This window comes from Ramlibacter aquaticus (genome assembly GCF_015159745.1).
In the GTDB taxonomy this organism is placed as follows: Bacteria; Pseudomonadota; Gammaproteobacteria; order Burkholderiales; family Burkholderiaceae_C; genus Ramlibacter; species Ramlibacter aquaticus.
This window is the reverse complement of record NZ_JADDOJ010000039.1, coordinates 22,571-36,252: the sequence shown is the minus strand read 5'-3', so window position 1 is coordinate 36,252 and position 13,682 is coordinate 22,571. Positions and strand designations below refer to the sequence as shown.

Sequence of the window (13,682 nt, the reverse complement as noted above, 5' to 3'; positions counted from 1 at the left end):
GGGGTGGGTGGGGGGCTCAGTCGGAACCGAGCGCGAGTCGGTTCGGCAGGCGCTTTTCGATGTTGAACTTCAGCAGTGCGGCGACGCGGTACACCGCATGCGCGAACTTGCCATAGGGCAGGGTGAGGAACAGCGCCATCACCACGCCCAGGTGCAGCGCGAGCAGCAGGCCCATCGCCGCGCCGTCGCGGCCCGCCAGAAGGGCCAGCCCGGTGGCGCTGGCCAGCCCCAGCAGGGCGATGAAGCCGCGGTCCATGGGGCGCTGCGCCACGTCGCCCTGCAGCGGGTGGCGGCGCAGGTTCAGCCACAGCAGGCCGGCCGGCCCGGCGAGCAGCCCCAGCCCGCCCGCCGTGCCCAGCAGCACCGGCAGGCTGGTCCAGGCGTACGGCGCCTCCCAGCCCAGGGCGTAGTGGTAGAGCGTGGCCACCGAGGTGGCGGCGAAGCACAGCAGGAAGCCGTAGAAGGTCGCGTGGTGAAAGCGCCGGCGCCACGGGGAGAAGCGGTCGTCCTCGTTGTTGCAGCCGTCGCCGTGGCCGCCGTCCAGGTAGCGCAGCGTGAGCGCGTCGTGCGCGGCACGGGCGAGCGCGCCGGGCACGGCCTCCTGCGGCGCCACGCCGCGCCAGAAGCGGCGCGCGCCCATGCCCAGCGCGAGGGCCGCGAACAGGAACACGGCGCCGAACATCGCTGCCAGCAGGTCGTGCGGGAACACGGCGTAGAAGTTGCCGGCCAGCGGCGCATGCCACAGGCTGCCGCGCAGGGCGAGCGCCAGCGCCAGGAACAGGCCCAGGCCGCCGGCCAGCGCCAGGGCCACCGTGAGGCCGGCGCGCTGGTAGAGCGCCCCCAGCGGCGCCGGCCAGGCATGGGCCTGGTAGGTGCGGGCCCGCACCCGCGCCAGCGCCTGCGGAATCGCCACCGCGAACTCGTGCGGCGGCGCGTACTGGCAGGCATGCAGGCAGGCGCCGCAGTTGTGGCACAGGTTGGCCAGGTAGTGGATGTCGGCGGCCGGGAACTCGAGCCGGCGCGTCATGGCCGGGAAGACCGCGCAGAAGCCCTCGCAGTACCGGCACGCGTTGCAGATCTGCATCTGCCGCGCGGCCTCGGCCTCGGGCGTGGCCGCGTCGCCCCGGGCCAGGGCGGCGGGCAGGGCGGTGGGTTCGCCCGCGGCGAGTGCGCTGGCGTCGCGCGCCAGTTCAAGCAAGGTCTGCATGCGTGGTCTTTCCGAGTGCGGCCCCGGCGGCGCGCGCGCCGGCGATGCGGCCGAAGGCCGTGCCTATGCTCATGCCCACCCCGGCGGTGTAGCCCTTGCCCAGCACGTTGCCGGCCATGATCTCGCCGGCGGCGAACAGGTTGTCGCTGGGCTGGCCGCCAAAGTGCACGGCGGCGCTGGCGTCGGTCTTCAGGCCCAGGTAGGTGAAGGTCACGCCGGGCCGCAGCGCGTAGCCGTAGAAAGGCGGCTTGTCGATGGTGCGGGCCCAGTGCGACTTGGCCGGCGCCAGGCCCTCGGTGTGGCAGCCGTCGAGGACGGTGTGGTCGAAGTCGGTGCCGCGGCAGGCGGCGTTGTAGTCCGCCATCGTGCGCAGCACGGCGGCCTCGGGCAGGCCCAGCGCGCGGGCCAGCGCGTCCAGGCTGTCGGTCTTCACGCCCGGGAACACCGGCGGCATGAAGCGGCCCACGGCCTTGCTGTCGATGATGCAGAAGCCCACCTGGCCGGGCTGCTGCGCGACCAGGCGGCCCCAGATCGCGTAGCGCTTGGGCCAGAAGTCCTCGCCCTCGTCGTAGAAGCGCTGGCCCTCGCGGTTGAGCACCACGCCCAGCGAGACGCAGTCGACCCGGGTCACGATGCCGCCGTCGTAGAGCGGCGCGCGGGCGTCGATCGCCACGCAGTGGGATTGCGAGGGGTCGCCGATGATGTCGGCGCCTGCGCCCTGCATGAAGCGCAGCAGCGTGCCCTGGTTGAAGCGCGTGCCGCGGATCAGGAAGTTGTCGGCCGGCCACTCGCCGCGCTCGTTGCGGCCCCAGGCCTCGCGCAGCCACTCGCGGTTGGATTCGAAGCCACCGCAGGCCAGCACGCAGCTGCGGGCCTGGATGCGCTCGCCGCTCTCCAGCACCGCGGCGCGGAAGCGCGGGCCGTCCAGTTCCAGCGATGCGACCGGGCTGCGGTAGCGCACCTGCACGCCCAGGGCCTCGGCGCTGCGGTAGTAGGCGTTCACCAGGGCCTTGCCGCCGCCCATGAAGAAGGCGTTGGTGCGCGACAGGTGCAGCGTGCCCGCGAGCGAGGGCTGGAAGCGCACGCCGTGCCTGCGCATCCAGTCGCGGCAGCCGGCGGAATGGCGGATCACCAGCCGCGCCAGCGCCTCGTCGGTCTGGCCGCCGGTGACCTTCAGCAGGTCCTGCCAGAACTCCTCCTCGGGGTAGGCGTCCACCAGCACGTCCTGCGGCGCGTCGTGCATGCAGCGCAGGTTGCGCACGTGCATGGAGTTGCCGCCGCGCCATTCGCGCGGCGCCGATTCGAGCAGCATCACGCTGGCGCCGGCTTCGCGCGCCATCAGCGCCGCGCACAGCGCCGCGTTGCCGCCGCCGATGACCAGGACGTCGATCATCGGCCGGCCCGCGGTTCCAGGCCGGTGGCGCGGATGACCTCGGCCGCGTGCGGCGTGCGCAGGAATTCGATGAACGCCCGGGCCTGGGCCTCCCGGGCGCTGCCGGCCACGATGGCCACCGAGAACGCGGTGACCCGCTGCAAGGGCGCCGGCAGGTCGCCCACGATGTCGATGCCGGCGATGGGCAGCAGCTCGCTGCGCTGCTGGCAGCCGAACTCGGCCTCGCCGCGTGCCACCACCTCGCCCACCGGCACCGCCGGGATCGCGCGGCCCTTGCCCTGCATCTGCTGCACGATGCCCAGGCGGGGGATCATTTCCCGGTCGATGTAGCGGCCGCTCGCGCTGTCCGACCAAGCGACCGAGTGCGCCGCCAGCAGCGCGTTGCGCACGCCGTCCACGCTGCCCATGTCGGGGTGGGGCGCGCCGTGGCGGACCGCGCAGGCGATGGTGGAGTCGGCCAGTTCGACCTTGCTGCCGGCTGCGAGCAGGCCCTGGGCCATGAGCGCATCCAGCGCCTCGCTCACGCCCAGCACCACGTCCACGGGCTCGTGGCGGGCCAGGCGCTGCGGGATCGCGTTGTGCGTGCCACCCATGGACGGGCCGCGGGCGGTGTCCACTTCCTGCCCGCTGCGCTGCGCGAACTCGGCCGCCAGGCGGTCGGTCGCCGCGCCCAGGCCGCCCGAGCTCACGACGTGCAGGGGTTCGGCCTGCGCCGCGGCGGCGCCCAGGGCGAGGGCGGCGCCCAGCAGGGCGGTCGCGAGGGCGGACGGGACAGGGGGCATCTTCATGGTCGGTCTCCGGTTTGGGCGTTTGGACCGGCCACAGCGCGGTCCCGGCCGGGATGCTGCGCCCGCGGGTTTCGTGTGGCAAGCGCAATGTTTGCGACAATCATTGCGTGGCACGCATCAATTTCGACCTGCAGCAGCTGCAGGCCTTCGTCGCCGTGGCCGACTGCGGCAGCTTCCGGGCGGCCGCGCGGCAGATCCACCTCTCGGCCCCGGCGCTCAGCCGCCGCATCGAGCGGCTGGAGGAGCTGCTGGGCGCGCGCCTCTTCCAGCGCAGCACGCGCGAGGTGCGGCTCTCGCGGGTCGGCCAGGCCTTCCTGGAGCGCGCCCGGGCGGCGCTCGACGACCTGGAGGCCGCCGTGCTGGGCATCCACGAGGCCTCCGCCCGCCATGCCGGCCGCGTCACCGTGGCCTGCCTGCCCACGGCCGCGGTCACCCTGCTGCCGCGCGCCATCGCCCAGTTCCGCGAGGCCATGCCCGCGGTGCGGGTGCGGCTCATCGACGAAGGCATGAACGAGGTGGCCCAGGCCGTGATGAGCGGCGAGGCCGATTTCGGCCTGGGCTTCGCCGGTGCGCTGGAATCGGGCCTGCGCTTCGAGCCGCTCTGGGCCGACCCCTACCGGGTGGCGATGCGGCGCGACCACCCGCTGGCGCGCCGGCGCGGCCTGCGGCTGGCCGACCTGCAGGACGAGCCGCTGGTCTCGGTCTCGCACGCCAGCCGCAACCGGGTGCTGGTGGACGAGCAGCTCGCGGGCGGCGGCGCGCGGCCCCTGCCCTGGCTGGAGGCCAACCACATCCTCACACTGCTGGCCCTGGTGGAGGCCGGGCTGGGCCTGGCCATCGTGCCGGCCAGCGCGCTCGCCCCGCGTCACCCGGTGCTCAAGACGGTGCCGCTGGCCGGCCTGGCCCTGCAACGCCAGATCGGCCTGCTGAGCCTGCAGGGCCGGCGCCTGACGCCGGTGGCGCAGCGCTTCTACGACCAGCTGCGCGCGCTGCTCGCGCTCGGCCACGCCGCCTGAGGCTCGGGCCGCCGGCCGGGCCTCAGGGCACGGCGGCCGGGGCCGCCGCGAGCAGGCGCGCGGCGGACAGGGTCAGCGTGCTGCCCGTGATCGCCAGCAGCCCGGCCGCCAGCAGGTTGAGCGTGCGCCCGCGCACCGGGATCGGGTAGCGCACGCACAGGTGCGTCACCACCATCACCACCGGGACGGCGACCGCGCCCAGCACGATGGAGCGGGTCGACAGGTGGCCGCTGGCCGTGACCAGCACCATGCGCGTGAGCGCGTTGACCGAGAACACCAGCACCAGCGCCCGGCGGATGGTCGCGGCGTCGAAGGGCTGGCGGTACAGGTGGAAGACGATGGGCGGGCCCGAGGTGGAGAACAGGCCGCCCAGCAGCCCGGCCAGGAAGCCCGCGACCGCGAAGGCCGGGGGCGCGGACGGCTGTGCGCGGGCCTGGCCCTGGCGCCCCAGCACCACGGCGCTGCCCAGCACGGCGAGGCCCAGCAGCAGGCGCAGCCACAGGGTGGCGTTCAGGCTCAGCCAGGCCAGCAAGGCGACGCCCAGCACCACGCCCGGCAGGCTGGCCAGGAGGGCGGGGCGCATCATGCGCCAGGGCGGGCGGCTGCGTTCGGCGCGGAAGAAGGCGATCGCGTTCACCAGGCTCAGCGCCATGGACGCGTTGGCCGCCTCCGCGATGGGCACCAGGTGCAGCAGTTCCACCAGCCCCAGCAGCACCAGCCCCAGCGCGAAGCCTGTCAGGTTCTGCACCACTGTCGCCGCCACCACGCAGGCCAGGAAGGGCAGCAGGGTGGGCAGCAGGGCGGTGAACTCGGGCATGGGCCGCTATTGTCGCCGCCGGATCCGCACGCGCCGCGCCAATGAAAAGGCCCGCGCGTGGCGGGCCCGTCCGTGTGGCGCCTGAGGCGTTCAGTCGCGTTGCGAGATGGCCCGGTTGGTGCGCAGGGCCACCAGCGTGCAGACCGCCCCCGAGAGCAGGTACAGGCTGACTGCCCCCAGGCCGAAGCGCGCCGACAGCGCCAGCGCCACCAGCGGCGCGAAGGCCGCGCCGATCAGCCAGCCCAGGTCGGCGGTGAGCGCCGCGCCGGTGTAGCGGAAGCGCGGCTGGAAATTGGCGGTGACCGCGCCGGCGGACTGGCCGTAGGACAGGCCCAGGAGCACGAAGCCGAGCAGGATGAACAGGTCCTGCCCGATGTCGTCGCCGCCCAGCAGCCAGGGGGTCGCCAGGCTGAAGGCGCCGATCGCCACCGCCAGCGCGCCCAGCGTGGTGCGGCGCCCCACGCGGTCGGCGAGCCAGCCGGAGACCGGCATGGCCATGCCGGCCAGCACGGCGCCCGCCAGCTCGGTGCTCAGGAACTGGAGCACGTCCTGCTGCGAGTAGAGCATCACCCAGGACAGCGGGAACACCGTCACCAGGTGGAACAGGGCGTAGGAGGCCAGGGAGGCGAAGGCGCCGATCAGCACGTTGCCGCCCTGCTGGGAGGCCAGCTCGCGCACGCTGCAGGGTTCGAGTTCGGCCGCCTCGAGCTCGCGCTCGTACTCGTGCGTGACGACCAGGCGCAGGCGGGCGAACAGCGCCACCACGTTGATCGCGAAGGCGGCGAAGAAGGGGTAGCGCCAGCCCCACTCGTGGAAGTCGGGCGTGGACAGGCTGGACCACAGGTACGAGAACACGCCGCAGGCCACCAGGAAGCCCAGCGGCGCGCCCAGCTGGCCCAGCATGGCGTACCAGCCGCGGCGCTGCGGGGGCGCGTTCAAGGCCAGCAGCGAGGGCAGGCCGTCCCAGGAGGCGCCGGTGGCCAGCCCCTGGCCGACCCGCGCCGCGATCAGCAGCCACACCGCCAGGGCCCCGGCGGTGCCGAACGAGGGCAGCACCGCGATGGAGACGGTGGAGATGCCCAGCAGGAACAGCGCGGCCGTCAGCTTCACGCTGCGGCCGAAATGGCGCTGCACGCTCATGCCCAGCAGCGTGCCCAGGGGGCGCACCACGAAGGCCAGGGCGAAGATCGCGAAGGCGTACAGGGTGCCCACCAGCCGGGTCTCGGTCGGGAAGAACACGGTGGGGAACACCAGGACCGAGGCAATGCCGTAGACGAAGAAGTCGAAATATTCCGAGGCCCGGCCGATGATGACGCCGACGGCGATGTCGCCCGGGGCCAGCCGGGCTTCGTCGGCGGAGTTGGCGGCGTTGGAGCCGTGGGTGCCGGCCAGGCGGCCGGAGGGATTCAGGGAGGCGGCGGGGGTCATCGGGTTACGGCAATTACAGCGAGAGTTCTTGGGCCCGCGGGGGACCTGGGACAAAATGTCCAATCGTTGATCTGCATCAATCAGGATACATTGGCGCTCAAACCGCAATCGGCGTTTTCCCGCGCATTTGGGTCCCCTCGATGTTTTCTTTTGTTTCCCCCCGCCTCCTGCGGTCCGCCCTGGCGGCCCCCGCCGCAGCCCTGCTGGCCGGTTGTGAGGCCGTCGTGATGAAACCGCACGGCGACGTCGCCGTGCAGCAGGCCCACCTCATCGTGCAGTCCACGCTGCTGATGCTGCTGATCATCGTGCCGGTGATCTTCCTGACGATCTATTTTGCCTTCCGCTACCGCCAGGGCAGCCGGGCCGCCGAGGCCGAGTATGCGCCCGACTGGGACCACTCCACGCGCCTGGAACTGATCATCTGGGGCGCGCCGCTCCTGATCATCATCGCGCTGGGCACCATCACCTGGATCAGCACCCACCAGCTGGACCCCTACCGCCCCCTGGACCGCGTCGACGCCCAGCGCGCGGTCGAGCCCGGCACCCAGCCGCTGGTGGTGGACGTGGTGGCCATGGACTGGAAGTGGCTCTTCATCTACCCCGAGCAGGGCATCGCGACGGTGAACGAGCTGGCCGCGCCGGTCGACCGGCCCATCGAGTTCCGCATCACCTCGACCACGGTGATGAACGCCTTCTATGTGCCGGCGCTGGCCGGCATGGTGTACGCCATGCCGGGCATGGAGACCCAGCTGCACGCGGTGATCAACAAGCCCGGCGACTACGAGGGCATGTCCTCCAACTACAGCGGGGCCGGCTTCTCGCACATGAAGTTCCGCTTCCATGGCCTGTCCGACCAGGATTTCGACGCCTGGGTGCAGACCAACCGCAAGTCCGGCCAGGCGCTCACCCGCGACGCCTACCTGAAGCTGGAGCAGCCGAGCGAGAGCGACCCCGTGCGCCGGTACGCCATGGTCGACGAGAAGCTGTACGGCCTGGTGCTCAACCGCTGCGTGGACGGCCGCAAGATGTGCCTGAACCAGATGATGCACATCGACGCCGAGGGCGGCGCCGGCAAGGGCGGCGTGGCCGGCCTGACGCAGCTGCCCGCCGACCGCCGCCGCACCGTGGTGGCCGCGCTGTGCACCCCCGACAACCCGACCGGTGCCCCCGTGCCGGTGGCCGCCGCCCGCTGAGACATCAACCGCCGGGACGCGTGCGCCGCGCCCGGCCCTGAACCGAGACCGACATGGACCTGAGTCACCTCATCTTCGGCCGCCTCAGCTGGGAGGCGGTTCCCATCCACGAGCCCATCCTGGTGGCCACCTTCGCCATGGTGGCGCTGGGCGGCACCGCCGTGCTGGCCCTGCTGTTCAAGCTGAACGCCTGGGGCACGCTGTGGCGCGACTGGATCACCAGCATCGACCACAAGAAGATCGGCATCATGTACGTGATCCTGGGCATCGTCATGCTGATGCGCGGCTTCGCCGACGCCCTCATGATGCGGATGCAGCAGGTGCTGTCCTTCGGCGACAACCACGGCTTCCTGCCGCCGCACCACTACGACCAGCTCTTCACCGTCCACGGCGTCATCATGATCTTCTTCGTCGCCATGCCGCTGGTGACGGGCCTCATGAACTACGTGGTGCCGCTGCAGATCGGCGCGCGCGACGTGGCCTTCCCGTTCCTGAACAACTTCAGCTTCTGGATGACGGTGAGCGGCGCCGTGCTGATCATGATCTCGCTGTTCGTGGGCGAGTTCGGCCGCACCGGCTGGCTGGCCTATCCGCCGCTGTCGGGCATCCTCGCGAGCCCGGACTCGGGGGTGGACTACTACCTCTGGTCGCTGCAGATCGCGGGGGTGGGCACCACGCTCTCGGGCATCAACCTGATCGCCACCATCATCAAGATGCGCGCGCCCGGCATGACCATGATGAAGATGCCGATCTTCACCTGGACCGCCCTGTGCACCAACGTGCTCATCGTGGCGAGCTTCCCCATCCTGGCCGGCACGCTCGCGCTGCTCAGCCTGGACCGCTATGTCGGCACCAACTTCTTCACGAACGACCTGGGCGGCAACCCCATGCTGTACGTGAACCTGATCTGGATCTGGGGCCACCCCGAGGTCTACATCCTGGTGCTGCCCGTGTTCGGTGTCTTCTCCGAGGTGGTCGCCACCTTCAGCGGCAAGCGCCTGTTCGGCTACGCCTCCATGGTGTACGCGACGGTCGTGATCACCATCCTGTCCTACCTGGTGTGGCTGCACCACTTCTTCACCATGGGCTCGGGCGCCAGCGTGAACTCGTTCTTCGGCATCACGACCATGATCATCTCGATCCCGACCGGGGCGAAGATCTTCAACTGGCTGTTCACCATGTACCGCGGGCGCATCAAGTTCGAGGTGCCCATGCTGTGGACCGTGGGCTTCATGGTCACCTTCGTCATCGGCGGCATGACCGGCGTGCTGCTGGCGGTGCCCGCGGCCGACTTCGTGCTGCACAACAGCCTGTTCCTGATCGCGCACTTCCACAACGTGATCATCGGCGGCGTGGTGTTCGGCATCTTCGCGGCCATCAACTACTGGTTCCCCAAGGCCTTCGGCTACAAGCTGGACGCCTTCTGGGGCAAGGCCTCCTTCTGGTTCTGGTTCGTCGGCTTCTGGGTCGCCTTCGCCCCGCTGTACGTCCTGGGCCTGATGGGCGTGACGCGCCGCCTCTCGCACTTCGACGACCCGTCGCTGCGCATCTGGTTCATCATCGCCGCCGTGGGCGCGGTGCTGATCGCCCTGGGCATCGCCTGCTTCATCATCCAGCTGGTCGTGTCCTACCTGCGCCGCGAGCAACTGCGCGATGTCACGGGCGACCCCTGGGGCGGTCGCACCCTGGAGTGGTCCACCGCCTCGCCGCCGCCGGACTACAACTTCGCCTTCACGCCCGTGGTACACGACAACGACGCCTGGCACGACATGAAGCAGCACGGCGCGCAGCGTCCGCTGGCCGGCTTCAAGCCGATCCACATGCCCAGGAACACGGGCGCCGGCTTCGTCATCGCGATGCTGGCCACGCTCTGGGGCTTCGCGCTGATCTGGCACATGTGGCTGGTGGCGGGCGTGGCGTTCGTCGCCATGCTGGCGGCGGCCATCGTCCACACCTTCAACTACGACCGCGACTTCCACATCGACGCCCGCGTGGTCGAGCGCACCGAAGCCGAGCGCACCCGCGCCCTGGCGGCCGCCTGAAGCGCCCTCGCACGGCCCACAAGAGAACCATGAGCAGTTCCTCCACCACCACCCTGGGCACCGGCGCCAAGCCGGTGTTCTACGACAACGGCGACCACCATCCGCAGCAGGGCACCCTGCTCGGGTTCTGGCTCTACCTGATGAGCGACTGCCTGGTCTTCGCCATCCTCTTCGCCACCTACGCGGTGCTGGGCCGCAGCTACGCGGCCGGCCCCTCCGGCGCCGACCTGTTCGAGCTGCCGGTGGTCGCCACCAACACCGCGCTGCTGCTCTTCTCCTCCATCACCTACGGCTTCGCCATGATCGGCATGCAGGCCGGCCGCAAGGGCCAGGTGCTGGGCTGGCTGGCCATCACCGGCCTGCTGGGCCTGGGCTTCCTCAGCCTGGAGCTGAACGAGTTCGCGCACCTGATCCACGAGGGCGCGGGCCCGCAGCGCAGCGCCTTCCTCTCCAGCTTCTTCACGCTGGTGGGCACGCACGGCCTGCACGTCACCTTCGGCTGCATCTGGCTGGTCACGCTGATGCTGCAGGTCGGCAAGCACGGCCTCACCTTCGAGAACAAGCGCCGCCTGGTCTGCCTGTCCATGTTCTGGCACTTCCTGGACGTGGTCTGGATCGGCGTCTTCACCTTCGTCTACCTGATGGGAGTGCTCCAGTGAGCGCGCAGCAACACAGCGGCCACGGCGCGGGCCACCACGACGCGCACGACAGCCATGGCGACATCGGCTACCACGCCACCGTCAAGGGCTACGCGATCGGCTTCATCCTCTCGGTGATCCTGACGGCGATCCCGTTCTGGCTGGTGATGGGCAAGGTGCTGCCGTCCAGCCTCACCGCCATCGTCATCCTCGCCTTCGCGGGCGTGCAGATGGTGGTGCACATGATCTACTTCCTGCACCTGAACGCGAAGGTGGAAGGCGGCTGGTCGCTGCTGGCGCTGGTGTTCACCGGCGCGCTGGTGGTGATCCTGCTCTCGGGCTCTATCTGGGTCATGTACCACATGAACACCAACATGATGCCCATGCCCGACGCGCAGACCATGCGCAACATGCCCTGAGGCGCGATGGAGCCGGACGACGACCGTTCGGGCTCCTCGCGCTCCATGGCGCTGCGCGTGCTGCTGGTGGGCCTGGGCCTGCTGGCGTGCGCGGGGCTGTTCTCCCTGGGGGTGTGGCAGGTCCACCGCCTGGCGTGGAAGGAAGCGCTGATCGCCCGGGTGGACGCCCGCCTGCGTGAAGCGCCCGCGCCCCTGCCCGAGACCGCACGCTGGCCTGCGCTGACCCGGGATGCCGACGAATACCGCCGCATCGCCGTCCAGGGCCGCTACGACTTCAGCCACCAGGTGCTGGTGCGCGCCAGCACCGCGCTGGGCGCGGGCTGGTGGGTGCTGACGCCCCTGCAGGCGCCGCAGGGCGCCTGGGTGCTGGTCAACCGCGGCTTCGTGCCGCCCGAGATGAAGGGGCAGGTGCCCCAGGGCGCCCCCGAGGCCGCCGTGACCGGCCTGCTGCGCTTCACCGAGCCCGGCGGCGGCTTCCTGCAGGCCAACGTGCCGGCCCAGGGCCGCTGGTATTCGCGCGACGTCGCCGCGATCGCCGCCGCGCAGGGGCTGCAGGGACCGGTCGCGCCCTTCTTCCTGGACGCGCAGGCGCTCACCGCGGCGGACCGCAGCGCCTGGCCCCGGCCCGGCCTCACCGTCATCCAGTTCCCCAACAACCACCTCGTGTACGCTCTCACCTGGTTCGCGCTGGGCGCGGGCCTGGCCGGCGCGATCGGCTGGCTGCTCTGGGATGGGTGGCGCCGGCGCCGGCCCGCCGGAGCCTCGCAACGTGTCGACTGAGTCCCTTCCCGCCTTCCCGAACGCCGGGCTGGTCCGCGATGCGGGCGCGGCGCCGGCGCAGCTGGCGGGCCGCCGCAACCTGCTGCAGCTGGTGGAGCTGCGCTGGCTGGCCGTGGGCGGCCAGCTCGCCACCATCCTCGTGGTGCAGTACCTGCTGCAGGTGCAGCTGCCGCTCGCCGAGATGCTCAGCATGCTGGCGGTGCTGGCCCTGTTCAACCTCGTCGGCATCCTGCGCAGCCGGCTCGCGCTGCCGGTGCTGGAACTGGAGCTCTTCGCGGGACTGCTGGTGGACGTCGCCGCCCTGACCGGCCAGCTCTATTACGCCGGCGGCATACGCAACCCCTTCATCTTCATCTACCTGCTGCAGGTCGCGGTGGCGTCGGTGCTGCTCAAGCCGCGCTACGTGTGGGCGGTGGTGGCCACCACCAGCTTCGGCTTCCTCGCGCTCACGCAGTGGCACCGTCCGCTCGCCCTGCCGACCATGGACGGGCCCGCGTTTTCCATCCAGTACACCGGCGGCCTGCTGGTGTGCTTCCTGCTGGACGCCGCGCTGCTGGTGATCTTCATCGGCCGCATCAGCGCCAACCTGCGCCAGCGCGATGCCAGCCTCGCCCGCCTGCGCCAGCGCGCCGCCGAGGAAGAGCACATCGTGCGCATGGGCCTGCTGGCCTCCGGCGCAGCGCACGAGCTGGGGACGCCGCTGGCCACGCTGTCCGTCATCCTGGGCGACTGGGCGCGCATGGCGCCCTTCGCCGCCGAGCCCGAGCTGCGCGAGGAGATCGAGGAGATGCAGCGCCAGATCGAGCGCTGCAAGACCATCGTCAGCGGCATCCTCACCAGCGCGGGCGAGAGCCGTGCCGACGCCCTGGAGGCGACCACGCTGCATGCCTTCCTGGACGGCCTGGTGGCGGAGTGGCGGCGCAGCCGCGCGGCGGCCCTGGACTACCGGCGCGAGGTCCCGGACGCGCCCATCCTCTCCGACACGGCGCTCAAGCAGATGGTGGGCAGCGTGCTGGACAACGCGCTGGAGGCTGCGCCGGGCGCGACGCCCAGCCTGCGCGTGGCCCTGGAGGGCAGCATGCTGTGCCTGCGCGTGCGCGACGAAGGCCCGGGCTTCGCCGCCGAGGTGCTGGAGCGCATGGGCACGCCCTACCTGTCCAGCAAGGGCCGCACGGGGCGCGGGCTGGGCCTGTTCCTGGCCGTGAATGTCGCGCGCACGCTGGGGGGACAGGTGTCGGCGCAGAATCTCCCACGCGGCGCGGAGGTGACCCTCACGCTGCCCCTGCAGTCCCTGAGCCCGGATCCCGATGGAAGCGAATGAACTCCAGCGCGAACTGCTGATCGTCGAGGACGACGAGGCCTTCGCGCGCACGCTGCAGCGCTCCTTCGAGCGGCGCGGCTACCGCGTGCTGCGCGCGAGCAGCCTGGAGGAGGTGCGCGCGCTCATGGCCGACGAGAGCCCGGGCTACGCCGTGATCGACCTCAAGCTGGCCGGCGGCGGCTCCGGCCTGGCCTGCGTGCAGTACCTGCACGAACTCGACGACGAGCTGGTGATGGTGGTGCTGACCGGGTACGCCAGCATCGCCACCGCGGTGGAGGCGGTGAAGCTGGGGGCGCGCCACTACCTGGCCAAGCCGGCCAACACCGACGACATCGAGGCCGCCTTCGCGCGGGCCGAGGGCGTGGTCGACGTCGAGCTCACCGGCCGCCAGACCTCCATCAAGACCCTGGAGTGGGAACACATCCACCAGGTGCTGGCCGAGACCGGCTTCAACATCTCGGAGGCCGCGCGGCGCCTGGGCATGCACAGGCGCACGCTGGCGCGCAAGCTCGAGAAGCAGCGGGTGAAGTAGGGTGCGTGCGGGCCCGCGCCCGCCGCGGCCTGCGGCGCCGCGGACGCCCCCGCGCCGCGTAACCTGGGCGACAGCCTCGGCGACCGGCCCTTGATGCCCGTCAAGGCA

Annotated in this window: 13 protein-coding genes; 8 read left to right on the top strand and 5 right to left on the bottom strand. The window is 71.2% G+C overall.

The genetic code is table 11. The features are described 5' to 3' along the window. Nucleotides 1-16: 16 nt before the first annotated feature. The 3 genes from tcuB to IM725_RS11100 are packed head-to-tail and all read right to left on the bottom strand — an operon-like array spanning nt 17 to nt 3,388. Nucleotides 17-1,207, bottom strand: a complete 1,191-nt coding sequence (gene tcuB / locus IM725_RS11110; protein ID WP_193780659.1) for a tricarballylate utilization 4Fe-4S protein TcuB — start codon at nt 1,205-1,207, stop codon at nt 17-19. Continuing rightward, a complete protein-coding gene (gene tcuA, locus IM725_RS11105) occupies nt 1,191-2,600 on the bottom strand; it encodes an FAD-dependent tricarballylate dehydrogenase TcuA (protein WP_193780658.1) in 1,410 nt (469 codons plus the stop codon). Before tcuA ends, tcuB begins: the two co-directional genes overlap by 17 nt. Then, nucleotides 2,597-3,388 carry a substrate-binding domain-containing protein gene (locus IM725_RS11100; protein WP_227753747.1) on the bottom strand — a complete coding sequence of 264 codons (792 nt, stop codon included), beginning with the start codon at nt 3,386-3,388 and terminating at the stop codon, nt 2,597-2,599. The genes tcuA and IM725_RS11100 overlap by 4 nt, the downstream gene beginning before the upstream one ends. 107 nt (nt 3,389-3,495) lie before the next feature. Between IM725_RS11100 and IM725_RS11095 the strand changes: the two genes are divergently transcribed. Continuing rightward, nucleotides 3,496-4,404, top strand: a complete 909-nt coding sequence (locus IM725_RS11095; protein ID WP_193780657.1) for a LysR family transcriptional regulator — start codon at nt 3,496-3,498, stop codon at nt 4,402-4,404. Between the two features lie 22 nt (nt 4,405-4,426). Here IM725_RS11095 and IM725_RS11090 read toward each other — a convergent pair whose 3' ends face one another. Further along, nucleotides 4,427-5,221, bottom strand: a complete 795-nt coding sequence (locus IM725_RS11090; protein WP_193780656.1) for a TSUP family transporter — start codon at nt 5,219-5,221, stop codon at nt 4,427-4,429. Nucleotides 5,222-5,311: 90 nt separating this feature from the next. Continuing rightward, nucleotides 5,312-6,649, bottom strand: coding sequence for an MFS transporter (locus IM725_RS11085; RefSeq protein WP_193780655.1), 1,338 nt, complete (start codon nt 6,647-6,649; stop codon nt 5,312-5,314). Between the two features lie 227 nt (nt 6,650-6,876). Between IM725_RS11085 and cyoA the strand changes: the two genes are divergently transcribed. From cyoA to IM725_RS11050, 7 genes are read left to right on the top strand one after another with little or no spacing between them, the layout of a single operon-like run. Next, a complete protein-coding gene (cyoA, locus tag IM725_RS11080; protein WP_407692521.1) occupies nt 6,877-7,842 on the top strand; it encodes a ubiquinol oxidase subunit II in 966 nt (321 codons plus the stop codon). 53 nt (nt 7,843-7,895) lie between these two features. Beyond that, nucleotides 7,896-9,884, top strand: a complete 1,989-nt coding sequence (cyoB, locus tag IM725_RS11075) for a cytochrome o ubiquinol oxidase subunit I (protein WP_193780653.1) — start codon at nt 7,896-7,898, stop codon at nt 9,882-9,884. A 29-nt stretch (nt 9,885-9,913) separates the two neighbouring features. Further along, entirely contained in the window at nt 9,914-10,543 is a 630-nt protein-coding gene (cyoC, locus tag IM725_RS11070) for a cytochrome o ubiquinol oxidase subunit III (protein ID WP_193780652.1), read from the top strand. Continuing rightward, complete coding sequence (cyoD, locus tag IM725_RS11065) at nt 10,540-10,941, top strand: cytochrome o ubiquinol oxidase subunit IV (RefSeq protein ID WP_193780651.1); 402 nt, start codon at nt 10,540-10,542, stop codon at nt 10,939-10,941. Before cyoC ends, cyoD begins: the two co-directional genes overlap by 4 nt. 6 nt (nt 10,942-10,947) lie before the next feature. Beyond that, the gene (locus tag IM725_RS11060) at nt 10,948-11,721 is read left to right on the top strand and encodes an SURF1 family protein (RefSeq protein ID WP_193780650.1); all 774 of its coding nucleotides are present in this window, start codon (nt 10,948-10,950) and stop codon (nt 11,719-11,721) included. After that, nucleotides 11,711-13,042: an ATP-binding protein gene (locus IM725_RS11055; RefSeq protein ID WP_287067525.1), complete on the top strand. Its 1,332-nt coding sequence runs from the start codon at nt 11,711-11,713 to the stop codon at nt 13,040-13,042. Before IM725_RS11060 ends, IM725_RS11055 begins: the two co-directional genes overlap by 11 nt. Next, nucleotides 13,029-13,574, top strand: coding sequence for a response regulator transcription factor (locus IM725_RS11050; RefSeq protein ID WP_193780648.1), 546 nt, complete (start codon nt 13,029-13,031; stop codon nt 13,572-13,574). Before IM725_RS11055 ends, IM725_RS11050 begins: the two co-directional genes overlap by 14 nt. Nucleotides 13,575-13,682: the final 108 nt, after the last annotated feature.